This window comes from Rothia sp. HMSC065C03, assembly GCF_001837295.1.
Taxonomy (GTDB): domain Bacteria; phylum Actinomycetota; class Actinomycetes; order Actinomycetales; family Micrococcaceae; genus Rothia.
Genome location: NZ_KV831978.1, coordinates 629,587 through 654,950 on the forward strand (window position 1 = coordinate 629,587; position 25,364 = coordinate 654,950).

20 protein-coding genes and 1 pseudogene are annotated in these 25,364 nt (G+C 60.9%); 12 read left to right on the forward strand and 9 right to left on the reverse strand.

What is annotated here, in order from left to right; genetic code table 11:
- A pseudogene (locus HMPREF2605_RS02860) lies at positions 1-1,164 on the reverse strand (hypothetical protein); the annotation flags it as partial.
- A 254-nt stretch (positions 1,165-1,418) separates the two neighbouring features.
- Here HMPREF2605_RS02860 and HMPREF2605_RS02865 point away from each other — a divergent pair.
- The 3 genes from HMPREF2605_RS02865 to HMPREF2605_RS02875 all read left to right on the forward strand — a co-directional run bounded on the left by HMPREF2605_RS02865 (position 1,419) and on the right by HMPREF2605_RS02875 (position 3,451).
- On the forward strand, positions 1,419-1,967 hold the full coding sequence (locus HMPREF2605_RS02865) for an NUDIX hydrolase (protein WP_210401029.1): 549 nt from the start codon (positions 1,419-1,421) through the stop codon (positions 1,965-1,967).
- Between the two features lie 150 nt (positions 1,968-2,117).
- Positions 2,118-2,720: an LOG family protein gene (locus HMPREF2605_RS02870; protein WP_070846854.1), complete on the forward strand. Its 603-nt coding sequence runs from the start codon at positions 2,118-2,120 to the stop codon at positions 2,718-2,720.
- Positions 2,721-2,746: 26 nt separating this feature from the next.
- Positions 2,747-3,451, forward strand: a complete 705-nt coding sequence (locus HMPREF2605_RS02875) for a pyroglutamyl-peptidase I (RefSeq protein WP_070846855.1) — start codon at positions 2,747-2,749, stop codon at positions 3,449-3,451.
- 128 nt (positions 3,452-3,579) lie between these two features.
- On the opposite strand, the gene pgi is transcribed toward HMPREF2605_RS02875, so the two are convergent.
- On the reverse strand, positions 3,580-5,256 hold the full coding sequence (gene pgi, locus HMPREF2605_RS02880; RefSeq protein WP_070846856.1) for a glucose-6-phosphate isomerase: 1,677 nt from the start codon (positions 5,254-5,256) through the stop codon (positions 3,580-3,582).
- Positions 5,257-5,685: 429 nt separating this feature from the next.
- Here pgi and HMPREF2605_RS02885 point away from each other — a divergent pair, with 429 nt between their 5' ends.
- From HMPREF2605_RS02885 to dapC, 6 genes are all read left to right on the forward strand, one after another.
- Positions 5,686-7,827 carry an acyltransferase family protein gene (locus HMPREF2605_RS02885; RefSeq protein ID WP_246828153.1) on the forward strand — a complete coding sequence of 714 codons (2,142 nt, stop codon included), beginning with the start codon at positions 5,686-5,688 and terminating at the stop codon, positions 7,825-7,827.
- A gap of 203 nt (positions 7,828-8,030) precedes the next feature.
- Positions 8,031-8,996 (forward strand): NAD(+) diphosphatase, encoded by a 966-nt coding sequence (locus HMPREF2605_RS02890; RefSeq protein WP_070846858.1) that lies wholly within the window; start codon positions 8,031-8,033, stop codon positions 8,994-8,996.
- Positions 8,997-9,196: 200 nt separating this feature from the next.
- Positions 9,197-11,110, forward strand: coding sequence for a translational GTPase TypA (gene typA, locus HMPREF2605_RS02895; RefSeq protein ID WP_049347061.1), 1,914 nt, complete (start codon positions 9,197-9,199; stop codon positions 11,108-11,110).
- 305 nt (positions 11,111-11,415) lie between these two features.
- Positions 11,416-12,765, forward strand: a complete 1,350-nt coding sequence (locus HMPREF2605_RS02900; RefSeq protein WP_070846859.1) for a PIG-L family deacetylase — start codon at positions 11,416-11,418, stop codon at positions 12,763-12,765.
- A 485-nt stretch (positions 12,766-13,250) separates the two neighbouring features.
- Complete coding sequence (gene fdxA, locus HMPREF2605_RS02905) at positions 13,251-13,571, forward strand: ferredoxin (protein WP_049354209.1); 321 nt, start codon at positions 13,251-13,253, stop codon at positions 13,569-13,571.
- A 193-nt stretch (positions 13,572-13,764) separates the two neighbouring features.
- Complete coding sequence (gene dapC, locus HMPREF2605_RS02910; RefSeq protein WP_070846860.1) at positions 13,765-14,904, forward strand: succinyldiaminopimelate transaminase; 1,140 nt, start codon at positions 13,765-13,767, stop codon at positions 14,902-14,904.
- 152 nt (positions 14,905-15,056) lie between these two features.
- On the opposite strand, the gene HMPREF2605_RS02915 is transcribed toward dapC, so the two are convergent.
- From HMPREF2605_RS02915 to dapD, 7 genes are all read right to left on the reverse strand, one after another.
- Positions 15,057-15,995: an amino acid ABC transporter permease gene (locus tag HMPREF2605_RS02915; protein ID WP_005508486.1), complete on the reverse strand. Its 939-nt coding sequence runs from the start codon at positions 15,993-15,995 to the stop codon at positions 15,057-15,059.
- Positions 15,992-16,675 (reverse strand): amino acid ABC transporter permease, encoded by a 684-nt coding sequence (locus HMPREF2605_RS02920; protein WP_005505219.1) that lies wholly within the window; start codon positions 16,673-16,675, stop codon positions 15,992-15,994. Before HMPREF2605_RS02920 ends, HMPREF2605_RS02915 begins: the two co-directional genes overlap by 4 nt.
- A gap of 20 nt (positions 16,676-16,695) precedes the next feature.
- Entirely contained in the window at positions 16,696-17,526 is an 831-nt protein-coding gene (locus tag HMPREF2605_RS02925) for a glutamate ABC transporter substrate-binding protein (protein WP_049354212.1), read from the reverse strand.
- Positions 17,527-17,541: 15 nt separating this feature from the next.
- Positions 17,542-18,306: an amino acid ABC transporter ATP-binding protein gene (locus tag HMPREF2605_RS02930; RefSeq protein ID WP_070688696.1), complete on the reverse strand. Its 765-nt coding sequence runs from the start codon at positions 18,304-18,306 to the stop codon at positions 17,542-17,544.
- 375 nt (positions 18,307-18,681) lie between these two features.
- Positions 18,682-19,695 (reverse strand): UDP-glucose 4-epimerase GalE, encoded by a 1,014-nt coding sequence (gene galE / locus HMPREF2605_RS02935; protein WP_049354216.1) that lies wholly within the window; start codon positions 19,693-19,695, stop codon positions 18,682-18,684.
- Positions 19,696-19,896: 201 nt separating this feature from the next.
- Positions 19,897-20,781 (reverse strand): DUF4253 domain-containing protein, encoded by an 885-nt coding sequence (locus tag HMPREF2605_RS02940; protein ID WP_070846861.1) that lies wholly within the window; start codon positions 20,779-20,781, stop codon positions 19,897-19,899.
- A 265-nt stretch (positions 20,782-21,046) separates the two neighbouring features.
- Positions 21,047-22,012 carry a 2,3,4,5-tetrahydropyridine-2,6-dicarboxylate N-succinyltransferase gene (gene dapD, locus HMPREF2605_RS02945; protein WP_070846862.1) on the reverse strand — a complete coding sequence of 322 codons (966 nt, stop codon included), beginning with the start codon at positions 22,010-22,012 and terminating at the stop codon, positions 21,047-21,049.
- 101 nt (positions 22,013-22,113) lie between these two features.
- Between dapD and dapE the strand changes: the two genes are divergently transcribed.
- From dapE to HMPREF2605_RS02960, 3 genes are all read left to right on the forward strand, one after another.
- On the forward strand, positions 22,114-23,307 hold the full coding sequence (dapE, locus tag HMPREF2605_RS02950; RefSeq protein WP_070846863.1) for a succinyl-diaminopimelate desuccinylase: 1,194 nt from the start codon (positions 22,114-22,116) through the stop codon (positions 23,305-23,307).
- A gap of 89 nt (positions 23,308-23,396) precedes the next feature.
- Complete coding sequence (locus tag HMPREF2605_RS02955; RefSeq protein ID WP_070846864.1) at positions 23,397-23,777, forward strand: taurine ABC transporter substrate-binding protein; 381 nt, start codon at positions 23,397-23,399, stop codon at positions 23,775-23,777.
- Between the two features lie 5 nt (positions 23,778-23,782).
- Entirely contained in the window at positions 23,783-25,141 is a 1,359-nt protein-coding gene (locus HMPREF2605_RS02960; RefSeq protein ID WP_083324840.1) for a hypothetical protein, read from the forward strand.
- The last annotated feature ends 223 nt before the right edge of the window (positions 25,142-25,364 follow it).

A 25,364-nucleotide genomic window follows, 5' to 3' on the forward strand; every position in this document is an offset into this window, starting at 1 on the left:
TGCCTCAGGCAGAGGCGCCACGGTGGGCGCGTCCGTCGGGTTTACACCAATGGTTGCTTCCGGCAGGGGTGCTACGGTGGGTGCGTCGGTCGGGTTCACGCCGATGGTTGCCTCGGGCAGGGGCGCCACGGTCGGTGCGTCAGTGGGGTTCACGCCCACGGTTGCCTCCGGCAGGGGCGCTACGGTCGGTGCGTCGGTCGGGTTCACGCCAACGGTTGCCTCCGGCAGAGGTGCCACGGTGGGAGCGTCGGTGGGGTTTACACCAATGGTTGCCTCAGGCAGAGGAGCCACCGTCGGAGCATAGGTCGGAACCGCAGAAACCACGGGCTCCTGCGCGAAAAGCTCAAGAGGCTTCTGAGCATCAAACGAACCGTACTCGGCACCCTCAACGCCGGCAGCCATGGTGCCCGCAATGTACTTGTGAGAGGTATTCAGCGTCGTCGCAACATCCGCCGGGACCTTCACCTCCGTCTCAAAAGCACCGTTGTGAATCTGCGAAGCAGGTACGGTCACCTCAGCCACGAAGCGCATACCCGTCTGGGGAAAACGACCGGGAACCCACACATTCGTATCAGACACCACCACGCGCACACCGTGCGGGGTCGCCTCACCGGTGTAGCCGGTACCGCGCACCTTCAACACAGTCTCACCCTTGGTGTTCAGACGCGGCGAATCCACGTGCAGAACCGGTGCGGCGCTATCCTTCACAACGTCCATGCGCAGAACCTGACCGCCACCGTAACCATCAACGATGATATTGGCGACGAAGCTGTAGTTCTTCGCCGGGTCAATCAGGCTACCCGGAACGTAATGGGTCGCAGTCGCCGTGCCGTCCTTGAACGGGCCCTCAACGCGCACCGTCTGAATCGGGTTCAGAAACGGGAAACCCCTATGGTTTGCCTCGTGCAATGCCGGGGCGAAAGCAGTAGTTTTCGCGGGCAGTTTCGATGCCTTGAACGTAATCTTGTTCAGACGCAGGGCGGTCTTCAGCTGACGGGTATTGGTCTCAACCTTGTAGTTGTAGACCGTAATAACCGGCGGGTTATCCGGATTCGGGGTATTAGCCGCTGCAACAGAAGGCAGAGCGCCCAGGCTCAAGGATGCGGCAAGAAGAACAGAAGCGCTGGCGCTACCGTAGCGGCGGGCACGAGAAGAGTTAGCCATCATGAAGTTCCTTCTACATGGGTGATTGAGCGATTCGCACTCTTCCTGTATCGCGCCAAGTCGAGTGCGTATACGGTACCGCGACATCGCGGTTAATTACACCGTAACACGCACCTAAACGCATGAACCGGACATAAGATAACTCGCCGAAATATTACGTAAAACCACTACCCGCAGGGCACACAATAGGGCGGATGAATAAGACAAACACGCACAGCGCCGGGTGGAGGATACAGAAATGCTAGGGTAGAAAGATGCCCACGCAGAAGAACCCGCAGAACCGAGTAGAAGTAGCCCCGCCCGCCCCGCCCGCCGAACCCAACGCTACTGAGTACAGCGCTACTGAACACAGCGCCATCGACAGCGCGCACCGCGTCGTGAACGTGTGCGCTGTAGCAATCCGCAACCGGGACGGACTCGTACTCACCGTGCGCAAGCAGGGCAGCGACGGGTTCATGATGCCCGGCGGCAAACCCGAACCGGGGGAGACCCCGCTACAGACCGCCTGCCGCGAAGTGAACGAAGAAATCGGGCTCACCCCCGACCCCACCCGGATGCACCACCGCGGACTCCTGGAGGCGGCGGCACTGAACGAGGCAGGCTTTACGGTACGCGCCGAAACCTACGAATACGCACCCACCGACGAACAACACGAGCTATTGGCTTCTCTGGTGCCGCAAGCCGAAATCGCTGAACTGCGCTGGGTTGACCCCGCCATGAGCTGCCCCTCCGATTCTGCATCGCAGGCACCGCTGAATACCGAGCAGATCTTCCCGCTACTGGCACGCACCCCGCTACTGTAACCACCGCCCCTGACGCGCCCCCTGAACCGGCGGGCGGCACACATGAGGTACACAGGTGCATCCGGTACCCTCAACACAGCAACATTTATCGCGGGTAGAACGCATAGAGGCGCTCCACCCCGGAAACCCCCATACACCCCAAGGAGAACCATGAAGAAGACTGACTACAACCTCGCCGTCTACTGCGGTGCACGCTCCGGCAACGACCCGCTCTTCACCACCCGCGCCCAGGAGCTCGGCACCCTCTGCGCCCAGAACAATATTGGCGTGGTGTACGGAGGTGGCCGCACCGGCCTCATGGGCACCGTCGCGGGCGCAACCCTGGACGCCGGCGGCGTGGTCTACGGCGTGGTCACCCACAAGCTGGTCGGCCTGGAGGGCGTGTACCCCGGCCAGACCACCCTCGACATTGTGGACACCATGCACCAGCGCAAAATCGCCATGATCGACAAGGCTGACGCGTTCGTCGCCATGCCCGGCGGCCCCGGCACTCTCGAAGAGTTCTTTGAAGTTTTCAGCTGGCAGTTCCTCGATATTCACTCCAAACCGGTCGCCCTGCTGAACGTCAACGGCTACTGGGACAAGCTCATCGACGCGATGCACTACATGGCGTCCACCGGCCTGCTCAACGAACGCTACCTGGACGAGCTCATCATCGCCACCACCCCCGAAGAGCTACTGGAGGCGCTCGCCAAGGACCTGGAGCGCCGCGCCGCCGAAAAGAACGGTGCTGAAAAGAACGCTGCTGAATAAAACTAACGCAGAAAGCTAGATTGACTATGACCACCGACCCTACGCAGGCACGCACTCTGCTGCTGACCTTCTTCGGCCCGTTCCCCGGCGTACCCGTGAACCCCACCGTAGCGCTCGCCGAAGGCGCTCAGCGTCTGCTGACCCGGATGCGCCCGGATTTGAATGTCATCACCCGCGAGCTGCCCGTTAGCTACGACGGTTCCAGCACCGCCCTGCGCACCGCACTGCAGGATGTGCAGCCCGATGCGCTCATCAGCCTGGGCGTGGCGGTTGGCCGCGACGTGGTCAGCCTCGAACAGGTCGCTATCAACCTGGACTCCGCCGGTATTGAAGATAACGACGGCGACCAGCGCTGCGATGAGCCGATCGCCCCTGGCGGTCAGGAGGCGTACTTCTCCTCCCTGCCGGTGCGCGCCAGCTTTGAGCGTCTGCGTGCGGCGGGGGAGCCGGTCGAGATTTCGTACACCGCCGGAACCTACGTGTGCAACCACGTGTTCTACGAGGGCCAGCGCATCAGCCGTGAACTGGGGTTGAGCATCCCCGCCGGATTCGTGCACGTGCCTGCAACCTGCGCCGATGGCGAAGAGGCCACCGAAGGCACCGGCATGACCGCCCACCGTGACGCCGGTGGCGTGGTGCGTGACGAGCAGGGCATCCCGCAGCTGCCCGAATCCACCGTGGTGCGCATTATCGCTGAGGTTGCCTCCGACACCCTGCCCGCCGTGAACTAGCAACACTGGGCGTAGCTAGAACCCATATAACAAAACCGCCGGATAGCCTCCCTAACTGGGAGCCTATCCGGCGGTTTGTGCATCCTATACCCGCAGGTCATAAAACCCTCGGGGCTATGTTTGAGCTACTACTTGGTGCGGTTCTTCAGGTAGTAGTCAATCAGCGAAGCGGTCGAAGAATCCTGACGAGCCAGAACCTCACGGTCACCCTCAATAGCGGGAACCAGGTCCAGAGCCAGCTTCTTGCCGAGCTCAACGCCCCACTGGTCGAAGGAGTCAATGCCCCAAACAACACCCTGAACGAAGGTGATGTGCTCGTACAGGGCAATCAGGGAGCCCAGAACGCGCGGGGTCAGGCGCGGCGCCATGATGGAGGTGGAGGGGCGGTTACCGCTGAAGATACGTGCGTTGACCACGTGCTCTGCGGTGCCCTCTGCGCGAACCTCTTCCTCGGTCTTACCGAAAGCGAGAGCCTGAGACTGTGCGAAGAAGTTAGCCAGGAACAGCTCGTGAACGTCCTGCTCGCCGTCCTTGGTCGGGTGGACCGGGTTAGCGAATGCCAGGAAGTCCGCGGGAATCAGGCGGGTACCCTGGTGGATCAGCTGGTAGAAAGCGTGCTGGCCGTTGGTGCCGGGCTCACCCCAGAAGACCTCACCGGTGTCGTAGGTGACGAAGGAGCCGTCCGCGCGAACGGACTTGCCGTTGGACTCCATGGTCAGCTGCTGCAGGTATGCGGGGAAGCGGTGCAGGTACTGGTCGTAGGGCAGAACCGCGTGGGTCTCTGCGCCGAGGAAGTTCACGTTCCAGATGTTCAGCAGACCCATCAGAACGGGCACGTTCTGAGCCAGGGGAGCGGTGCGGAAGTGCTCATCCATTGCGTGGAAGCCGGCGAGGAATTCAGCGAAAACCTTCGGGCCGAACACGATAGCCAGGGAGGTGCCGATAGCGGAGTCTACGGAGTAGCGGCCGCCAACCCAGTCCCAGAAGCCGAAAGCGTTCTCGGGGTCAATGCCGAATGCTGCAACCTTGTCCAGTGCGGTGGAGACAGCCACGAAGTGCTTAGCCACAGCCTCGGATGCTTCCTTGCCTTCCAGAGCGCCAGCCTCAGCCAGTGCGGACAGCAGCCACTCGCGTGCCACGCGTGCGTTGGTGAGGGTTTCGAGGGTGCCGAAAGTCTTGGATGCGACGATGAACAGGGTGGTCTCGGGGTCCAGGCCGGAGACCTTCTCAGCCACGTCGGTGGGGTCAATGTTGGAGATGAAGCGTGCGGTGATGCCTGCATCAGCGTAGGGCTTGAGAGCCTCGTACACCATGACCGGGCCAAGGTCGGAGCCACCGATACCGATGTTCACAACGGTCTCGATGCGCTTGCCGGTGATGCCGGTCCACTCGCCGTTGCGCACGCGCTCAGCGAAAGCGTAGATCTTCTTCAGCACGGCGTGAACGTCTGCGTCTACGTCCTGGCCGTCAACGGTCAGCGCGGGGGTGTAGCCCTCGGGGCGGCGCAGTGCGGTGTGCAGTACGGCGCGGTCCTCGGTGACGTTAATATGCTCGCCAGAGAACATTGCCTCGCGAGCCTGCTCCAGCTTGACCTCTTCAGCGAGCTTGAGCAGCAGCTCAACGGTTTCGGAGGTAATCAGGTTCTTGGACAGGTCGACGTGCAGTTCGTCGGCGGTGAAGCTGAACTTCTGCGCGCGTTCCGGGTCAGCGGCAAACCATTCGCGCAGGTTCGGGGTGAGGGATTTGTGATGAGCGGACAGAGCGGACCACGCGGAGGTGGTCGTGGGGTCAATAGAAGTAGTCATGTTTCCATTCTCTTATTTTCGGGTGCCTATGTCACCTCTTTCTGGGGTGATATGGAACGATACGGCGAAAAAATCGAAACCCGGCACTGCTGTGCGCAGCGCAGAACCGGGGCGGGTAAATCGAAGAAAACGAAGAGGGTAACGTGCCTTGTCGGGCGTGCATCCCTCGAGAGAGTGAATGAATCGCACAGGGAATAGGATAAATCCCGCAAACCTTGAAGTTCAGCTTTAAAAAACGTTAGACTAGTCGGAATACTGTCTGGAGTGCAGAAACACCTCGAGGACTGCCACCTCACCCCGCGCCCAGACATCCCTATGAGATTCTTCCGCCCGGTACGACCTTTGGGGCTGAAGACTCATACCAATCTCTCAAGCACACAACACTCAGGACAACTAAACATGGCTTTTAACCTCTTCCAGGGGATTCGTGTGCCTAAAAACAATACGAATCCTCCCTACGAGTCTTTCCTGGAAACCCGCGGCTTCCGCCCCGAAATCCAGGGTCTACGCGCATTCGCAGTGCTGCTCGTCGTGATCTACCACGTGTGGGTGGGCAAGGTCTCCGGCGGTGTGGACGTCTTCCTGTTCATCTCCGCATTCCTGCTCTCGCTCTCCTTCATGCGGAAAATCAATGAGGGTAAGCCCCTCAAGCTCCTGAACTACTGGACCCACGTGTTCACCCGTCTGCTGCCCGCAGCGTCGGTCGTGATTCTGCTGACCCTCGCCGGTAGCTTCCTGGTGCTCTCGCCGACCATCTGGAGCGCACGTGCCGTGGACGCGCAGGCGTCCCTGTTCTACTGGCAGAACTGGAACCTGGCGAATAACTCGGTGAACTACTTCGCCTCTAACACCGGCGGCAAGTCGCCCTTCCTGCACTTCTGGTCCCTGTCCATTCAGGGCCAGATTTTCCTGCTCTGGCCGGTACTCTTTGCCATTACCGCACTGCTGGTGAAGAAGGTCCGCATCAAGCCGGTACCCGCCGCCGTGCTGGTCTTCGGCCTAGTCTTCTGCGCATCCTTCGCGTTCTCCGTCTGGGAAACCAAGAACTTCGCGGCATACGCATACTTTGACACCCGCACCCGCCTCTGGGAGTTCGCGGTCGGCACCCTGCTCGCCATCATGACCCTCAAGTGGAAACCCGCGCACGTGGGCATCCGCGTGGTCATGGGCTGGATCGGTACCATCGGCCTGATTACCTGCGGCGCCGTGCTGCCTGTTGAGAAGGCGTTCCCCGGCTTCCTCGCACTGTGGCCGATTCTCTCCGGCGCACTGGTCATTATTGCCGGCCGCACCGACCACAAGTTCGCGATTGACCGCCTGCTGGTGTCCAAGCCGCTGCTGAACCTGGGCAACATTTCCTACGCCCTGTACCTGGTGCACTGGCCCATGCTCGTGCTGTACAGCGCCGCCGTGGGTAAGCCGCGCGTCTCCTTCCTCGAAGGCACCGTACTGATCGCTGCATCGATTGGCCTGGCGTGGGTTCTGAACCGCTTCGTGGAGAAGCCCCTGCGCTCGGCATCCGATAACTTCCTACCGGCACTCGCCTCCAAGCTGAAGTTCAAGCGCCCCGTGACCTCCTACGCGGCGTGGGCAGGTAACATCGCGTTCGTTGCGGCAATCCTGGCGCTGGTTGCACCGACCGTGCTCGGTACCCGCGCGCTGGCTGAGCAGCGTGACGCGCAGGTTATTAACAATGCCATGGTCAGCGTTCAGAACGACGCTGACACCTACCCCGGTGCCCGTGCACTCTCGCCCGATAAGGAGCTCGTTGAAGCTGACCCCATCCCGAAGAACGCTACTATTGCTAGTCTATTCGTCCCCTGGGATACCGGTTGTAAGGGTTCCTATGCTCTGACTCATGAACAGCTGGATATCAGTTGCGGCTACACGAAGAACGCCTCCGACGATGCGCCTCTCTTTGCGGTCGTGGGTAGCTCCCACGCTCTGCAGAAGACTGAGGCTCTGAAAGGTATTTCTAAGCAGGCGGGCGCTAACCAGCTCAACCTGCTGCTAACCGGTTGCCCGTATCCTTTCACCCAGCCTGAGAATACGGTGAATGGGTTCATGAAGCGTTGCATCCCGTTCACTGAGAACGCGACCGCTGAAATTCTGACGGCCAAGCCGACCACCGTGTTTATTATTTCGACCACCACCGCAACAACTGCTGAGGGCGAAACCGTAGACCCCGGTCTGGACGAGACCTTGCGCAAGCTTACTGACGCAGGTATTCAGGTCATTGGCATTCGCGATAACCCGCGTTTTGCCTCCGACATGTACATGTGCGCAATGAAGGCGAAGAACATCGATGACTGTGCAGAGCCCATCGAAGCAAAGTACGGTGAGGACCCTGCCGCCCCGATTTTCGCCAAGTACGCTGACCGCGGTGCCTACCAGATCGATCTGAAGGATGTGTATTGCCCCGACGGCAAGTGCTCGGTCCTGCAGGGCAACGTGTACATGTACGCCGACTCGAACCACCTGACGAATGTCTACGAGGCAACCCTGACCGATATTATCTACGAGCGTGCCCTTGCCGCTGGTTGGGACCCGAAGGGAACCACCGCAAAGTAACGCACCTGATAAGATTGTGAAGAGTGCAGTGCCCCCTTCCACCGTGTGTGGGAGGGGGCTTTGCTGTGCCCTGAGGTCTTTCTGGAACGTGGGTCGGGAAAGGAACGCTGGTCGGGAAGGAAACGCTGGTTTTTGCTTTTTGTCATGCGAACGTGAGCTACAGCCGCGCAACGAAGGAGCACGAGCGGAGTAGAGTAAAACCTATGACTTCTTCACCTGAACACGCACCCGCTGATGCTCACACGCCCACTGGCACTCGCGCGTTGCGCTACCTGCTCATCTCCCGCGCGGGAGAGACCCTCCTCAACGACGACGGAACCCTGCACTACCTGACCGGTAGCAATGCTGCCGAGCCGCTGGCCGAGGACGCTATCCTGGCGCGCAGCGTGATTCGCCCCGCCGCCTATGGCGCAGATGCGGAGAAGAACAGTGAGGCAGAGAAGAACGGGGCGCAGGTGCACGTGCTCTATTGCGAGGACAAAACCCTCGCGCAAGTCGCCGCCGACCTGAACAACTCTCGGGTGCGCGCCTCCGCCAGTGGTTTCCGCTACTACCCGGTCCACGACGACCCGGAAGGCCGCGCCCACTACGCCACCGCCCTGGCACGCCGCGACTACCTCATCGACATGCGCTACTCCGCATACAGCGGTGAGGAGGCGCCCCTCGGCTCGAAGGGCATCCGCCGCACCGCCTCCGGCGAGATGGTGTTCCCCCGCATTGAACCCGCCGTGATGGCGCTGGTGACCAGCCGCGACGGCGAGCGCGTGCTGCTGGCGAATAACCGCCAGTGGCACCCCAACCGTTTTGCCCTCATCGCCGGATTCGTTGATCCGGGTGAAAACCTCGAAGAGGCGATTACCCGCGAAGTCTACGAAGAGACCGGCCTGCACACCCTCAGCACCGAGTACCGTATGAGTGATGTGTGGCCTTTCCCGCGCTCGCTCATGATTTGCTACCGGGCGCGCGTGGATGAGAACGAACCTATCATCCACCACGACGGTGAGATTCGTGCGGCGCGCTGGTTCACCGCCGCGGAGCTGCGTGAGGCGATTGCCATTTCGGAGGAGCGCGGCAACAGCGCCGAGGATGACCCCGCCAAGCTGGAGCTGCCCGGCACGAATGCTGTCGCCCGCCGCATGCTTGATGAGTGGCTCGCAGAAAAGCCCTAGTGATACACTGGTAGCTAAGCCCAACGGAGGGGGGTCCGTTTTGGCGTGCCCGGAAACGCTCTCATTGCAGAGCGGCTCCAGGAGCAAACGTTCGAACCGGCAAATACCTGAAAAATAAGGTACGGCCCCGTGACCCCCGCGCCTCTAGAGCGCACCCGCTGGCAAGACTATCCCCTAGATTTAAGCGAGAAACTTAACGCATGTCTGAAAACACCGCTTCGCGCCCCGACCTTCGCAATGTGGCCATCGTGGCACACGTTGACCACGGCAAGACCACCATCGTCGACGCGATGCTGCAGCAGACCCACGCCTTCTCTGCCCACGCAGATGTTGAAGACCGAGTCATGGACTCCGGCGACCTCGAAAAGGAAAAGGGCATCACCATTCTGGCGAAGAACACCACCGTGTTCTACAACGGCCCTTCCGCCAACGGTGAGACCATCACCATTAACGTTATTGACACCCCCGGCCACGCCGACTTCGGTGGCGAGGTGGAGCGCGGCCTGTCCATGGTTGACGGCGTTGTGCTGCTCGTGGACGCATCCGAAGGCCCGCTGCCCCAGACCCGCTTCGTGCTGCGTAAGGCACTGGCTGCTAAGCTGCCCGTGATCCTCGTGGTCAACAAGGTGGACCGCCCCGACTCCCGCATCGACGAGGTCGTTGGCGAGTCCATGGACCTGCTGCTGGGCCTGGCATCCGACCTGGCGGACGAGGTCCCGGACCTGGACCTGGATGCTGTGCTGAACGTTCCGGTGGTGTACGCATCCGGTAAGGCTGGCGCTGCGTCCCTGAACCAGCCCGCAGACGGCCAGCTGCCCGACAACGACGACCTTGAGCCGCTGTTCAAGACCATCATCGAGCACGTGCCCGCTCCCACCTACGACCCCAACGAGGTTCTGCAGGCACACGTGACCAACCTGGACTCCTCCCCGTTCCTGGGTCGTCTGGCACTGGTCCGTATCTTCAACGGCACCCTGAAGAAGGGCCAGACCGTTGCGTGGGCACGCCACGACGGTGAGATCAAGAATGTCCGTATCTCCGAGCTGCTGGCTACCAAGGCTCTCGAGCGCGTTCCCGCAGAGTCCGCTGGCCCCGGCGAAATCGTCGCAGTGGCTGGTATCGAGGACATCACCATTGGTGAAACCCTGACCGACGCTGAGAACCCCAAGCCCCTGCCGCTGATCAAGGTGGACGACCCCGCGATCTCCATGACCATCGGTATTAACACCTCCCCGCTGGCTGGCCGCGTCAAGGGCGCAAAGGTCACCGCACGTCAGGTGAAGGACCGCCTGGACCGCGAGCTCATCGGTAACGTGTCCATCAAGGTTCTGCCCACCCAGCGTCCGGACGCATGGGAAGTTCAGGGCCGTGGCGAGCTCGCCCTGGCTATCCTCGTGGAGCAGATGCGCCGTGAGGGCTTCGAGCTGACCGTGGGTAAGCCCCAGGTGGTTACCAAGACCATCGACGGCAAGGTCTACGAGCCCATGGAGCACATGATCATTGACGTGCCCGAGGAGTACCTGGGTGCTGTTACCCAGCTGATGGCTGCACGTAAGGGCCGCATGGAGAACATGGCGAACCACGGTACCGGTTGGGTCCGCATGGAGTTCGCTGTTCCCGCACGTGGTCTGATTGGTTTCCGTACCCAGTTCCTGACTGAGACCCGCGGTGCCGGTATTTCTTCCTCCTACTCGATTGAGCACGAGCCCTGGGCTGGCGACATTGAGTACCGCACCAACGGTTCGCTGATTGCTGACCGTGCCGGCGTGGTGACCCCCTACGCGATGATTAACCTGCAGGAGCGCGGCACCTTCTTCGTGGAGCCCACCTCCGAGGTGTACGAGGGCATGATCGTTGGTATGAACTCCCGTGCAGACGACATGGAAGTTAACATCACCAAGGAAAAGAAGCTGACCAACATGCGTTCTTCGACCGCGGACAACTTCGAAAACCTGACCCCGCCGAAGAAGCTGACCCTGGAAGAGTGCCTCGAGTTCGCTCGTGAAGACGAGTGCGTTGAGGTGACCCCCGAGGCGATTCGTATCCGTAAGGTCATCCTGGATTCCAACGAGCGTGTCCGCGAGTTCCGCCGCCGCGCACGTGCGAACGACTAATACTGCCGAAGTTACTTCCTAGTGGTTGTAACTGTCGCATAGAGCCGCCGCTACCTTCTGTATGGAAGGTGGCGGCGGTTCTATTTAACCCTCGAACGTCTTCGGGAAATATCGGTGGGGTAGGGGAGGGAGTGTGCTTTTGCTTTCTGCCTAAAACCGCCTCCGAAAAGCCTGAACGCCCCGCACCGTGCGGGTGAGTGTGTAAGATAAAATAATGCGCCCGAGGCGGTGGCACCTACCCGCCACCCCGCACGGCGCTGTTGACTGTCCGAAAAGCCCGACCCTGCGTATGAGAGGGAAAGCCTGTGTCTGATTCCGAGAACACTCAGCCTGATTCTGCGACCCCCAGCTACCCCACGCAGGGTGAGCGCATCGCCCCCGGCTCGCGCCGTGACCTGCTGCCGAATAATTACGATGCGAAGAAGGCGCGCATCCTGTTTGTGCATGCACACCCGGATGATGAGACCTCCTCAACCGGCGCAACCATGGCGTACTACGCGCAGAAGGGCGCGGAGGTGTACCTGCTGACCGCTACCCGCGGTGAGCTGGGCGAGGTCATCCCCGAGGAACTGCACCACCTGGAGGTTGGTAAGCCCGGTTGCCGCGATAACGGTGAGGCGCTGGGCGAGTACCGTACCGGTGAGCTTGCCGGCGCTATCAAAGCGCTGGGCGTGAAGAAGCAGTTCTTCCTGGGGCAGGAACCCGCCGTTGCGGAGGGCGCGCTGCCGCTGTACCGTGACTCCGGCATGGCGTGGGGCCCGGAGGGTAAGCCCGTCGCTAACCCGGTGGCGGCGGAGGATTCGTTGACCGCGCAGCCGCTGGAACCGCAGGCTCAGGCGCTGGTCGCCGCTATCCGCGCCCTCACCCCGGATGTTCTGGTCACCTACGATTCGGACGGCGGTTACGGCCACCCCGACCACGTGCGCGTGTACGAGATCGTGCACCGTGCCCTGCAGATCCTTGAAGATGACGAGGACCGCCCGATTCTTACCTGGGGTATTGAGGGCGAATTCGACGCGGCGGATCAGCGTCTGCAGGCTGCTATTTATGGTGACGGCACCGCCAAGCGCAAGGCAATGGAGGCGCACCGCACCCAGATTACGGTGGTGGACGAGAAGACTTTTGAGTACTCGAATAAGGTGCCGCAGAAGATTTCTGCCGTGGAGACTTTCCGTGTGCTTGACGGTGACCCGACCGCGACCGTACACCCGAAGCCGCAAGAGGCGGGCCTGGTTGCCGGTGTTCTGACTGGCTCAATTCTGGGTATTTTTGCCGGTATTGCCGGGTCGATTTACCACGCCTGGGTCGTGTATGCGGGTGATACCGCCCTGCCCCTCGGCTTGCTGGTGGCGTACCTGACGGTTTTCTTTACCGCCCTGTGGTGCGCCCTGTCGCTGCGTCGCGGCTACGCGGCGGCGGTCGTGGCTGTTGCAGTGTTCGTGACCGTGTACGTGCTCGGTTACGGTCGCCCCGATTCGCCGTTTGTTTTGGTGAACCCGGGCCATTCGGCGATTGGCTTCTACGGTGCCCTGTGGTGGTTTGGTGCCCCGGTTGCGGCGATGCTGGGCATGCTCGTGTACACGCGCGCTCGTGTGAAGGACGCGCAGTATTTCTCGCCGCGTGCGGCGCATCAGCGTGCGCGCGCTAAGAAGTAGTCTGAAGGTTACTGCTCAGTTATAACGTGGGGGAGGGGCGTTCCGGTTAGCCGGGGCGCCCCTCCTGCTGATTTGGTGCTGCACCGCTGCTATCTTCTGTACCCGCCGGATAGCGGAAAATAGGGAAGAAAATTTATGCGTTATTCGATGAATTTCATGCGTGGGAAAAAGTATTGACTTCATCAAAAATTTAATGTGATGAAGATTTCATTTTTTGCTCAAGGTATTTTTAAAAGCGTACCGACTAGCTATAACGCAAAAAAATACCAGGGCAGGCTAGCCTAAAAAATACCCCCGCAAAGCCAAACGTTCGCTGTATGCTACGCCACGAAAATACTGTTAAACAGTCAGCGCGCGATAGACTATACACAGACTTCCCCGCCGGGTACCAACCACTCGGCGGTTTACTCTGTAGATTTTGCCCTGCAGCAGACGACCCGCAGAACGGCGGGCACGGGGCGAACAGCTTCTAGAAAGGCACACCAATGACCTACGTAATCGCGCTTCCCTGCGTGGATGTCAAAGACCGCGCATGCGTTGAAGAATGCCCCGTCGACTGCATCTACGAAGGCGAACGCACCCTGTACATCCACCCGGATGAGTGCGTGGACTGCGGCGCCTGCGAGCCCGTCTGCCCCGTAGAAGCAATCTACTACGAAGACGACGTCCCCGAAGAGTGGACCGAATACGTCAGCGCCAACGCAGACTTCTTCGACGACCTGGGTTCCCCCGGTGGCGCAGCAAAGCTCGGCCCCACCGGCAAGGACGTGCCCTTCATCGCGGCGCTGCCCCCTCGTGGCGAGTAATCCCTGCGGCGAATAATAGCGACAACCGCATAGACTGACCGCACCCGCTAACGGGTGCCAAGAGCCTCCATCACAGCACTCGGTGCCCACGCACCGTCTAGGCGCTGGAATGGAGGCTCTTGCTGTAGGCACGCCAGCGCACGGACGCTAGACTAAAATGACAAAAACTATTCCCAAGCAACCAGGTGACACAATGACTTACGGCCTGAACCTGCCCGAATACCCCTGGGAGGCGCTCGCCCCCTACCGCGCAACCGCGGCCGCCCACCCGGACGGTCCGGTGGACCTGTCCATCGGCACCCCGGTCGACCCGACCCCGCAGAACATTCGTGAGGCGCTGGCGGCTGCCTCCGACGCACCCGGCTACCCGACCACCCACGGCACCCCCGCCCTGCGTGAGGCTATTGCCGAGTGGTTTGCGCGCCGCCGCGGTGTGACTGGTCTGAGTCCGGAGGCGATCATGCCCACGGTCGGTTCGAAGGAGCTCGTGGCGTGGCTGCCGTTCCTGCTGGGTCTGGGCCCGGGCGATGTGGTCGTGTACCCGCGCGTTGCGTACCCCACCTACGATATGGGTGCCCGCTTTGCCCGCGCCGAGTCCGTGCCTGCCGACAGCCTGGACGAGCTGGACGCTGATACCCGTAGCCGCGTGAAGCTGATTTGGGTGAACTCCCCGGCGAACCCGAACGGTGTGGTGCGTACCGTGGAGCAGCTGCGTGAGGTTGTGGCGCAGGCGCGTGAAATCGGTGCCGTGGTGGCATCTGACGAGTGCTACGCGGAGCTCGGTTGGGGCGCCTGGGATGAGGCGCGCGGCGGCCAGCCGGTGCCGTCCATCCTGGATCCTCGCGTGTGTGACGGCGACTTCACCGGCCTGTTTGCCGTGTATTCGCTGTCGAAGCAGTCGAACCTCGCCGGTTACCGTGCCGCGTTCATTGCCGGCGCCCCCGAGCTGATGCCGAACCTGATTAATAGCCGTAAGCACGCCGGCATGATTGTGCCCGCCCCGGTGCAGGCCGCCATGATGGTGGCGCTGGCTGATGAGGCGCACGTGGCGGCGCAGAAGGACCTGTACCGTGCCCGCCGCGAGGTACTGCAGGAGGCGATTGCCGCCGCCGGTGGCCGCATCGAGAATTCTGAGGCTGGCCTGTACCTGTGGACCACTTTCGGTGAGTCCACCTGGGATTCCATTGGTCGCCTGGCGGAGCTGGGTATTATTGCTGGCCCCGGCGTGTTCTACGGCGAGGACGGCGAAGGCTACGTGCGTATTGCCCTGACCGCCTCCGATGAGGCGGTGGCGAAGGCTGCTGAGCGTCTGAAGGCATCTGCATCTAAGTAACGTTGCCGCTAAGTAGTCCCGACAGGCATGTAGCCCCGACGGGTCTAACTAGCCCGCATAGCAGAAAGCCCCCGCACCCTCCCGAAAGGGGAGTGCTGGGGCTTTGCCGTATCTGCTGATAATCGTTGGCTGAGGAGCCCGAACGAGAAGGGTTACTTGCGGTCGCCGGGCAGAACGAACATCTGAACGGTCGGCGGGTTCGGGTTATCCAGAGCGTCCGGAATCAGGTTTCGGGTCACCTTTGCGGAGGTGCGCGACGCCAGCCTGTCCGTAATGCCGGTTGCTACAGCCGTCAGCACGAAGTTCACCGTCACGAAGAGTGCCGCCGCCAGAATCAGGGTCTGCAGCACGTTGCCGTCACCGGAACCGATGCGGCGCGCCGAGGCGAGCAGCTCCGGGTAGGAGATGATGTAACCGAGTGCGGTGTCCTTCAGAATCACTACGAACTGGCTGAGCATTGAGGGCATCATCGCGGTGAACGCCTGCGGAAGCAGGATCCGAATCAGCGTCTGGGTCGGGGTCAGACCAATCGCAAGACCCGCCTCGCCCTGGCCGCGCGGAAGCTGCTTCACGCCCGAACGCAGCAGCTCAGCAATCACCGAACCGTTGTACAGGGTCAGACCAATGACCACGGCGATGAAGGGCAGCTGAGCAGGCGGAAGACCGCTGTACTTGCCCAAAAAGAGCCAGAAGAAGATCATCATGATCAGCACCGGCACGGCGCGGAAGAACTCCACCACCACGGTGCCGAACCAGCGGATAACGCGGTACTGGGAGAGTCGAGCAATACCGAAGACCACACCGAACGCAACCGAGGTAACCACCGAAACCGCTGCCGCAGACAGGGTCGAGGCAAGGCCCGGCAGGTAGTAGGAGCTCCAAGCGCGGGCAGTGAACAGATCAGTCCACTTTTCTGCCTCCAGCTGACCCTTCTGACCCATCACGGTCAGCACATACACCGCAAATAGCGCGAAAAGGACTACCGCAGCAATGTTGAAGATGCGGATACGACGCTGCGCAATAGGACCCGGCTCGTCGAAAAGCACCGAAGAAGCGGCGCGGGTGTCATTACTGATAAAAGGGTTTTTCATCGCTTCACCGCCAGCTTACGGGATGACCAGGTGGTCAACGCACCAATGGGAACAACAATGATGACGAAGCCCATCGCAAACATGATGAAGATAGCGAGCACCATGTTCGCGTCGAACTCAATCATAGATTTCATCAGCCCGGAGGCCTCCGCCACCGACGCGACCGAGGCGACAGTGCTGTTCTTCGTCAACGCAATCAGAGTATTGCCGAGCGGGGTAATGGCACCGCGTAGAGCCTGAGGGAAAATCACCAGGCGGGCGGTGTCGAAGAAACCCAGACCGATAGCGCGTGCCGCCTCAGCCTGACCCTTAGGCACGGTGTTCACACCCGAACGGATCGCCTCGCAGATAAACGCCGAATGGTAAATCGACAGGGCAATGACCGCGTACACAAAGAAATTCGTGTCGAAATCGTGCGAGAAGGAGAGCTGGAACTGCGTCCACACACCCAAAATGGCGAAAGTCATCATGATGGTGAGCGGAGTATTACGGACAGTGTGCACATAGGCGGTGCCCACCCAGCGCAGGGACGGGACGGGGCTGATGCGCATGAGCGCCAGCACGGTACCGAGAACGAACGAGCCAATAGCCGCCCAGAAGGTCAGCTGAATATTGGTCATGAAGGCGCCAACCACATCGTACTTGGACAGGAGGGTGCCGAGTTGGTCAAAGAATGACATTCGTGAACCTCTCTAGAGGCCTAGGCGCAGGAGGTGCCCAGGTGCGGCGGGTTGGTTTCGGTGTTGTAGTGGTAGCCGGTGCCTTCGGTGTACTTGGTGATGAGCTTCTCCCAGGTACCGTCGGCAACCATCTCGTTGATGGCGTTGTTCACGGCTTCGCACTTGTCGGTGCCCTTGGGCAGACCCACGCCGTAGCGTTCGGTCGTGAAGGGGGAGCCGACCACTTTCAGCTTGCCCTTGTTCGCTTTGGTGGCTGCCAGACCGGCGAGGGTAATGTCGTCGGTGGTGACGGCGTCCACCACGCCGCCGTTGAGGGCGACCACGCAGTCGGAGTAGCTGTTCTGCTTGACCAGGTTCACGTTCTTGGCGAACTTGTCCTGCACCTTCTGGGCGCTGGTGGAGCCGGTGACGGAGCAGAGGTTCTTGCCGTTGAGGTCGTCCGGTCCCTTGATATCGGTGTTGTCGGCACGCACGAGCAGGTCCTGACCTGCGGTGTAGTAGGGGCCGGCGAAGTCCACGGTCTTCTTGCGGCTTTCAGAGATGGAGTAGGTCGCAAAAATCATGTCTACCTGGCCGGTGTTGAGCATGTTTTCGCGGTTAGCGGCGGGGGATTCTACGAACTCAATCTGCTCTTCGGAGTATCCGAGCTTGCCGGCGACGTAGCGTGCCACCTCCACGTCGAAACCGGTGTAGGTGTTGCCGTCCTGGTAACCGAGGCCGGGCTGGTCTACTTTGATGCCGATGCGGATCTTGTGGTCGCTGTCTGCGCTGGAGCATCCGGCGAGGACGCCGGTCAGAGCGAGGGATACTGCTGCGGCGAGTGCCGCGAGCCTACGTGAATATTTTTGCATGTCGGTCCCTCTGCTTTAGTGGTTGATGATCTTGGAGAGGAAGTCCTTGGCGCGCTCGCTCTTCGGGTTGGTGAAGAACTCGTCCGGGTGCGCCTCTTCGATGATCTCGCCGTCGGCAAGGAAGACGATGCGGTCTGCCGCCTTGCGGGCAAAACCCATCTCGTGGGTCACCACAATCATGGTCATGCCTTCCCTCGCGAGGGAGACCATGGTGTCGAGCACCTCGTTGACCATTTCGGGGTCGAGCGCGCTGGTGGGTTCGTCGAAGAGCATGACCTTAGGTCTCATGGCGAGTGCACGGGCGATGGCGACGCGCTGCTGCTGACCGCCGGAAAGCTCTGCGGGCATCTTGTGCACCTGGGAATCCACACCGACCTTCGCGAGCAGGTTCATGGCTTCTGCTTCTGCCTCTGACTTGGACATTTTGCGGATTCGGCGGGGCCCAAGGGTTACGTTATCGAGGATGTTCTTGTGTGCGAAGAGGTTGTATGACTGGAAGACCATGCCGACTTCGGCTCGGAGCTTGGCGAGGGCACGGCCTTCTTCGGGTAGTTCTTGTCCGTCAATGGTGATGGATCCGCTGGTGATGGTTTCGAGGCGGTTGATGGTTCGGCAGAGGGTGGATTTGCCGGAACCGGAGGGGCCGAGGAGGACGACGACCTCACCTTTTCCCACGGAAAGATTGATGTTCTTCAGAACGTGGTTGGTGCCGTAGTACTTGTTGACGTTGGCGATTTCGATGAGGTTTTTTTGCGCTTCGGGAGCTGCCTGTGCGGACATTTTGAACCCTTTCACGTGAGGTGCGTCTATGATGCGGGTTGTCTGTATGCTGAGCTTTCAGCTTACGCCTCAGGCGGTTTCCTGTCTGCAAAATATTCACTTTACTGGGTAAGCAATGTGAATTTTTAAGCACGAATGCATAGTTATAGTATTTTTGACGTAAAAATATGGGTAAAAAACACCCCATCTTCACAAAAGGCTTTGACTAGGGAATATATCCTTCTCCTTCTCAACGCACTCACGAGGTGTCAAACGCCTTTGGGGAGGTAGTCACGACTTGGTAAAAATTTCGAAAAAAGCGCAAAAAAGTGCCCGATAGGTGAGATAACACCTATCGGGCACTCTTCAACACCCCTCACAAGGGGCTAAAACAGCTTAGGCTTCGTAACCGTTGGGGTTGTTCTTCTGCCAGTTCCAGTGGTCGCGAACCATGGTCTTAATGTCGCGGCTAGCGCTCCAACCCAGATCCGCCAGAGCAGAGGAAGGATCAGCGTAAGAGACCGCAACGTCACCGGGGCGACGATCCACAATCTTGTACGGCAGCTCCTTACCGCACGCCTCCTCGAACGCGTGCAGAACCTGCAGAACCGAGTAGCCGTTACCGGTACCCAGGTTCCAGGTGTGCAGGCCGCCGTGCTCAGCAATGTAGTTCAGCGCCTTCAGGTGGCCATCAGCCAGGTCAACCACGTGGATGTAGTCGCGCACGCCGGTACCGTCAACGGTCGGGTAGTCGTTACCGAAGACGTTCAGGTGATCGCGGCGACCCACAGCAACCTGCGCGATGAAGGGCACCAGGTTGTTCGGGATACCCGCCGGGTCCTCACCGATACGGCCGGACTCGTGCGCACCAACGGGGTTGAAGTAACGCAGCAGAGCAATGTTCCACTTGGGATCGGAAGCAGCCAGGTCAACCAGCATGTCCTCAATGTGCTCCTTGGTGCGGCCGTAGCAGGACTGTGCGTCCATGTTCATCTTCTCGATCAGAGGCATGGACTCGGGCTCACCGTACACGGTAGCGGAGGAGGAGAACACGATGGAGTGGCAGTCAGCCTCGTCCATTGCGTACAGCAGGTTCAGGGTGCCAGCCACGTTGGTCTGGTAGTACCACAGCGGCTTCTCAGCGGACTCGCCCACAGCCTTCAGGCCCGCAAAGTGAATCACAGCGTCGGGGCGAACCTGCTTGAAGAGAGCCTTCATACCTTCGAGGTCGAGCAGGTCAACCTTGTGGAACTCGGGGGCGCGGCCAGCGAGTTCAGCGACGCGCTTGAGGGACTCCTCGGAAGAGTTCGCGAGGTTATCCATGACGACGACGTCGTGGCCTGCCTTGAGCAGTTCAAGTACAGTGTGGGAACCGATGTAGCCGGCGCCGCCGGTAACGAGTACCTTCATGATGTCCTTTCGGGCTTTATATATCCGGAAAAAGTGCTCCGGATGGGGGACAAAAGCTGTTGAGCTGTATCTAATGGTACAGCTGTGCATGGGGTGTAAGTACTGCGGGACACTGTGCGCTTGTGCACTCTGGTGTGAGCATGTGGGAAGCGTTCTTTAGGTGTGTCGCCACTCGCCCCCACCTCGCTGTATAGCTTGCGTCTAATCCCACCAGAAATACCACTGGCGGCTCTGGTGAATAAACTCCGTCAGCTGCTCAAAATCCTCAAACACCTGGAACGGAAGATCGGAACAGAATGCGAATTGCTCGACCGCCACCTTCTTCGCCTCGACCGGGTCTGCTACGGGGCGTTCCACCAGAAACTCCAGGCAGTCAGCACCGTCAAGAGCCGCCGGGATGGCACCGTACTTTTCACGCCAATAGTGGGTGAATGCCAGCTGCGTTTGAGCGTCCGGGCAGTCATTCCAGCCGCCGAAGGGCAGGTACGCGGGAATATCGGCGGGGTCATCGGTCGGAATCTGTAGCAGGAGCATCTCGCCTTTCTCTTCTTCATCCAGGAGCTCATAGCAGAGTAGGGCGGAAAGAGTCGGGGCGTCATCTTCGGGCTCCTCATCGGGCAGAAAATCGGAGCTCATAAACTCGTCGACAAGCTCGTTGAGGTTGAAGTCGTCCGGGTCGTCCTCGTGAGTCTCTTCGCCATCGTCCATAACCTGGCGCAACTGCTGAGCAATGGCGGCGCTACCGTACTCTTCGGCGGAGGCGCCACCACGGGCGGTACGGTAACGCTGCAGGACAGCACGAGTGTAGGCGCTCACCTGCTCGGGGGTTAGAGTCTCAACATCGTCGATAATGTCGTGCTCAAGGGATACCGCAATGACCATGCTTTCAAGCACCGTATCGTTTAGGTTCAGGAAGAAGGGGACGAACCCCTCTGCGCGCCCGCGCTCCGCCAGCTCATCGTAACGAGCCATGGCATCAGTAGCAGGAGCGCCCACCGTAATACGCTCGTGCGGGTAGGGGAAGAGGCGCGTAAAGTGCCGGTAGGTTTCGCTCATCGTCGACTCTGACTTAGTTGATTCAGGCATCTGAGTTCCTCTCTGAACTGTACAAGTGGTCAGTCATGGCGGGTACGCTGTACCCGGTACTACCAGCCTAGCGAAAGCCCGAGCCGTACGCCCTGAAAACGGTCATCGTAGCCGCCGCGGATTCGCGCCCAGCCTGTAAGAGCGGCGGACGAGGGAACACCGGGCGCAGAAAAGGGGCCGGGATGCTTCACACATCCCGACCCCTAAAGTTCACGGGCCGACCCCCAACGTTCGCAAGGGCAACCAGCGCTAGTCCAGGTACAGACTAGTTCAGGTGCAGCGCCTCGTTCAGCTCCACGGTGTTCTTCGCACGCGGCAGAACCTCAATCGCGCCGCTGATTGAATTGCGGCGGAACAGCAGATTCGACACACCGGACAGCTCCGCAGCCTTCACCACGCGCGCCTCCTGACCGGGCAGCAGAACACTCACGCGCGAACCGGCGGTCACGTACAGGCCCGCCTCAACCACGCAGTCATCACCCAGGGCAATACCGATACCGGACTCCGCACCCAGCAGGGAACGCTCACCAATAGAGACGCGCTGAGTGCCGCCACCGGAGAGGGTACCCATTGTGGAGGCGCCGCCACCCACATCCGAGCCGTCGCCCACCACAACGCCCTGAGAAATACGGCCCTCAACCATGGAAGTGCCCAGGGTACCGGCGTTGAAGTTCACGAAGCCCTCGTGCATCACGGTCGTGCCGGACGCCAAGTGCGCACCCAGGCGCAGACGGTCGCCGTCACCAATACGCACGCCGGCGGGAACCACGTAATCCACCAGGCGCGGGAACTTATCAATGTGGCTCACGCTCAGGTGGCCCAGCTTGCGCAGACCAATCGCCAGCTTCTGGAACTCGGTGGCAAGCACCGGGCCGTGGTTGGTCCACGCAACATTCGCCAGGGTGCCGAACAGACCGTCCAGGTTCAGCTCGTTGGGGCGAACCAGAGTGTGCGAGAGCAGGTGCAGACGCAGGTACGCGTCGACCGCATCTTCGGGTGCCTCATCCAGGTTGATGGAGGCGGTGCGCACCTCGGTGCGGGCGTTACGCGCCGGGTGCTCAGCGACCAGGTCTTCCAGCTCGTCCGCGATGGACAGGTCGGGGGTCTGGGTGAGGGAGGGGGCGGGGAACCAAGCATCCAGGACGGTGCCGGCATGCTCGCCGGAGACAACAACATTGACCAGTGCGACGCCGGAGGCGTAACGGGGAGTGTTTTCAGACATGCCTTCCATTATAGGTTTGGGGCTTGGCGCCCCTTCAAGACCGTCTCATATGCTCGATATGGGTGTTGTGTGCGCGGGTGTGTGTACCGGGGAACCTGTAAGGTGGAAGGATGAGCGTTTCCCCGAATATTTCTGAGCGTCACCCTGTACCGCAGCCGCCCCTGAACCTGGACGTGTCCATGCCCGAGCTGACCCGTGCCCTGCTGGATCTTGAGTCGGTTTCTGGTAACGAACGAACGATTGCTGACGCCGTGCACACGGCGCTGTCGTTCTGCCCGCACCTGCACCTGACCCGTGACGGGGACGCCATTATCGCCCGCACCGAGTTCCCGCCGCTGCCTGGAGCTGAGGGGGAGAGTGCTGAGGGGGAGCGTACCCGCATTATCCTCGCCGGTCACCTGGATACCGTGCCCCTGCCTACCGTCGAGGGTTCCCTGGGTACTGTGCCCTCTACGGTGCGTGAAGAAGAGGACGGGTACGTGCTCTACGGCCGCGGCGCCACCGATATGAAGGGCGGCGTGGCCGTCCAGCTGAAGCTTGCCGCCGAGCTGACCGCGCAGGACACCGACTACAACCTGACCTACATCTTCTACGACCACGAGGAGGTCGCGAGCGAGCTCTCCGGCCTGGCGCGCCTGATTCGTAACCACGGCGAGCTCATCACCGACGCCGACTTCGGCGTGCTGCTCGAGCCGACCAACGGCACGATTGAGGGCGGCTGCAACGGCACCATGCGTTTCTTCGTGCGCACCCGCGGCCTGGCCGCCCACTCGGGCCGGGCCTGGCGCGGCGAGAACGCGATCCACGCTCTGGCGCCCGCGCTGGCGGCGCTCGCCTCCTACGAACCGAAGACCATCGCGGTGGAGGGCCTGGACTACCGCGAGGGCCTGAACGCGGTGCAGATTTCTGGCGGCGTGGCCGGCAACGTGATTCCCGACGCGGCGGCGATGCACGTGAACTATCGTTTCGCCCCCGATAAGACCCTGGACGAGGCCGTTGCCCACGTGCGCGAGGTGTTCGCCGGGTACGAGCTGGACTTCGTAGACCTCTCCCCGGCGGCCCGACCCGGCCTAGACACCCCGCTGGCCGCCTCCCTGATTGAGGCGGTGGGGCAGGAACCCCAGCCGAAGTACGGTTGGACGGACGTGGCGCGCCTGAGCGAAATCGGAATCCCGGCCGTGAACTTCGGCCCCGGTGATGCCCTGCTGGCTCACACCGATAACGAGCACGTGAGCTTTTGCCAGCTGACCCGCTGTCACGCGGATTTGCGTGCCTGGTTGCTCAGCGACCGCGACGAGGACTAGCCGCGACGCTGATTCTGCCAGTGCTGGCGCTACTATTTGAATTTAGGTGACCGTCAGGGGTTGACGGTCCTGCATGATATGAGATTGACATGAACTTTCTTCTGATTCTGCTTGCCCTGCTGATTTCGGGCATTGCGGTGCTCTCCGTTGTGGCGCTCTCCGGTGAGCGTGCCGTGCCCGGTGCCGCGTTCTTCAGCGGCGTGGGCCGTGACGGTTTGGGCACCTTCGACCGTGTGGAGGATTTCGGCTTTATCGCTCCTGTCGTCGGTGCACCCGAAGATAACAAGGCACTCGAGAACGCACCCGCCGCGGAGGCTGCCGATGCAACCGCAGAATCTGCTGATGCTAACGTCGCTGCCGCTGAGCCGGTTCGCCGCGGTGCGGTTCCCCTGTCTGATGATGCGGAGAGCACCTTGAGCGCACATGACTTTGTGGAGAAGCGAAAGAACCCGCAGGCTGAGGGGAACTAACGCCCGTGAGTGTTTCGCCTGAACGTAATAGTGATTCCCCCGCGTATTCTCCTGTGCAGGGTGCCGCCACCCCCGCCTCCACGAAGGAGCAGGGCGAGTCTTTTGACGAGCTGCTGACCTGGGCGTACACCGCCGCCGGTGAGCGCCTGCACCGCGTGGGGGAGCGTCTGCGTGCCCTGCCCGCATGGCTGTCGGTACTGCTGATTTACGGCCTGTCCCGCGTGTGGGGCTTCATCGTGTTTGCCGTGGTCGGTCAGCAGCAGTTGCGCAGCCCGTGGGGTCAGCACCTGGATTATTTGTCGTTCATTAGCATCTGGGATGCCGGCTGGTATGAGCAGATTGCGGTACAGGGTTACCCGAGTGAGCTGCCGGTGAACGCGGCGGGCGTGGTTCAGCAGAATCAGTGGGCTTTTTACCCGATTTTCCCGCAGCTTTCCGGCGCTATCAGCCATGCGACGGGCATCGGGTACTACCCGGTGGCGGCGACAGTTGCTCTGCTTGCCGGTTTTGCGGCGGCATGGGTGATTTACCTGCTGTTTGAGGCGTCGTTGAAGGCGACCGGTTTCAAGAGCGAGGAGTCGCCTTCTGCCCTGTCCATGTGGGCTGTGGCGTTGGTGTCGTTCTTGCCGGTGGCACCGGTGCTTCAGGTTCCGTATGCGGAGTCGCTGAACCTGGTGTTCCTTGCCGGTGCGCTGCTGTACCTGGTTCAAGGACGCTACGGCCTGCTGGTTCCTGTGGCGGCGTTGGCATGCCTGTCCCGCCCGGTGGGTGTGCCCCTGGGTGCGGCTGCTGGCTTGTGGTGGTTTGCGTGCTGGGTGCGTTCGAGCCGCCAGTCCGGTATTGGCGCGGCGTTTGTGCGCCATTTGGGGCAGCTGGTGAGCGCCCTGGTGGTGTGTGCGTGTGCGCTGGTGTGGCCTGCGATTGCGTGGTGGGCTACGGGGCGTGTGGATGCGTACACCGCCACGGAGACGGCGTGGCGCGGTACGCATTTGGCGCCGATTCAGCCGTGGCTGTCGCAGGGTTACCTGTACTTTGGGTATGCGGCTCCGGTGCTGCTGACTCTGCTGATTCTGGGCTTTATTGCTCTGTGTTTGAGCCCGCTGGCGCGTAGGGTTTTGGCGGCTCCGCTGAACCTGTGGTGTCTGAGCTATTTTGCGTATTTGATTCTGTTTTTGAATCCGCAGTCGTCGACGTTCCGCCTGCTGTTGCCGTTGTTCCCGCTGGTGATTGTGGTGGCGGCGGCGAGCCGTTCGCGGGCGTATCGTTGGGCGCTGTTGGCGGCGGGTGCGTGTGCGCAGTGGGGCTGGGTTGGTTGGCTGTGGCATTGGAAGCAGCTCCCCGGCGGTGGAGATTACCCGCCGTAAACCGCTGAATCTACATAAACGGGTGCTTGAGACCGCCGGTGTGCTGCCGGCGGTCTTGTGCGTTCGGGAGGCGGGCGTGCCTGCGGTTGGAGCCGCTGGTGTGGCGTTCTTAGCCGTGGGCGCAATGCCCCTCCGCAGCGCGGTAGCGCATGCCTTCTGCTTGTCCAGAGCTTAAAGACACGTCCAGAAAGCGCCGCGGGTTCGGCGGTGCTGGCTCGGAACT

What these genes read in the sequence shown, in the direction of transcription:
- HMPREF2605_RS02865 (WP_210401029.1), top strand. Translation starts at nt 1,419, where the DNA reads ATGCCCACGCAGAAGAACCCGCAGAACCGAGTAGAAGTAGCCCCGCCC.
- HMPREF2605_RS02870 (WP_070846854.1), top strand. Translation starts at nt 2,118, where the DNA reads ATGAAGAAGACTGACTACAACCTCGCCGTCTACTGCGGTGCACGCTCC.
- HMPREF2605_RS02875 (WP_070846855.1), top strand. Translation starts at nt 2,747, where the DNA reads ATGACCACCGACCCTACGCAGGCACGCACTCTGCTGCTGACCTTCTTC.
- pgi (WP_070846856.1), bottom strand. Translation starts at nt 5,256, where the DNA reads ATGACTACTTCTATTGACCCCACGACCACCTCCGCGTGGTCCGCTCTG.
- HMPREF2605_RS02890 (WP_070846858.1), top strand. Translation starts at nt 8,031, where the DNA reads ATGACTTCTTCACCTGAACACGCACCCGCTGATGCTCACACGCCCACT.
- typA (WP_049347061.1), top strand. Translation starts at nt 9,197, where the DNA reads ATGTCTGAAAACACCGCTTCGCGCCCCGACCTTCGCAATGTGGCCATC.
- fdxA (WP_049354209.1), top strand. Translation starts at nt 13,251, where the DNA reads ATGACCTACGTAATCGCGCTTCCCTGCGTGGATGTCAAAGACCGCGCA.
- dapC (WP_070846860.1), top strand. Translation starts at nt 13,765, where the DNA reads ATGACTTACGGCCTGAACCTGCCCGAATACCCCTGGGAGGCGCTCGCC.
- HMPREF2605_RS02915 (WP_005508486.1), bottom strand. Translation starts at nt 15,995, where the DNA reads ATGAAAAACCCTTTTATCAGTAATGACACCCGCGCCGCTTCTTCGGTG.
- HMPREF2605_RS02920 (WP_005505219.1), bottom strand. Translation starts at nt 16,675, where the DNA reads ATGTCATTCTTTGACCAACTCGGCACCCTCCTGTCCAAGTACGATGTG.
- HMPREF2605_RS02925 (WP_049354212.1), bottom strand. Translation starts at nt 17,526, where the DNA reads ATGCAAAAATATTCACGTAGGCTCGCGGCACTCGCCGCAGCAGTATCC.
- HMPREF2605_RS02930 (WP_070688696.1), bottom strand. Translation starts at nt 18,306, where the DNA reads ATGTCCGCACAGGCAGCTCCCGAAGCGCAAAAAAACCTCATCGAAATC.
- galE (WP_049354216.1), bottom strand. Translation starts at nt 19,695, where the DNA reads ATGAAGGTACTCGTTACCGGCGGCGCCGGCTACATCGGTTCCCACACT.
- HMPREF2605_RS02940 (WP_070846861.1), bottom strand. Translation starts at nt 20,781, where the DNA reads ATGCCTGAATCAACTAAGTCAGAGTCGACGATGAGCGAAACCTACCGG.
- dapD (WP_070846862.1), bottom strand. Translation starts at nt 22,012, where the DNA reads ATGGAAGGCATGTCTGAAAACACTCCCCGTTACGCCTCCGGCGTCGCA.
- dapE (WP_070846863.1), top strand. Translation starts at nt 22,114, where the DNA reads ATGAGCGTTTCCCCGAATATTTCTGAGCGTCACCCTGTACCGCAGCCG.
- HMPREF2605_RS02955 (WP_070846864.1), top strand. Translation starts at nt 23,397, where the DNA reads ATGAACTTTCTTCTGATTCTGCTTGCCCTGCTGATTTCGGGCATTGCG.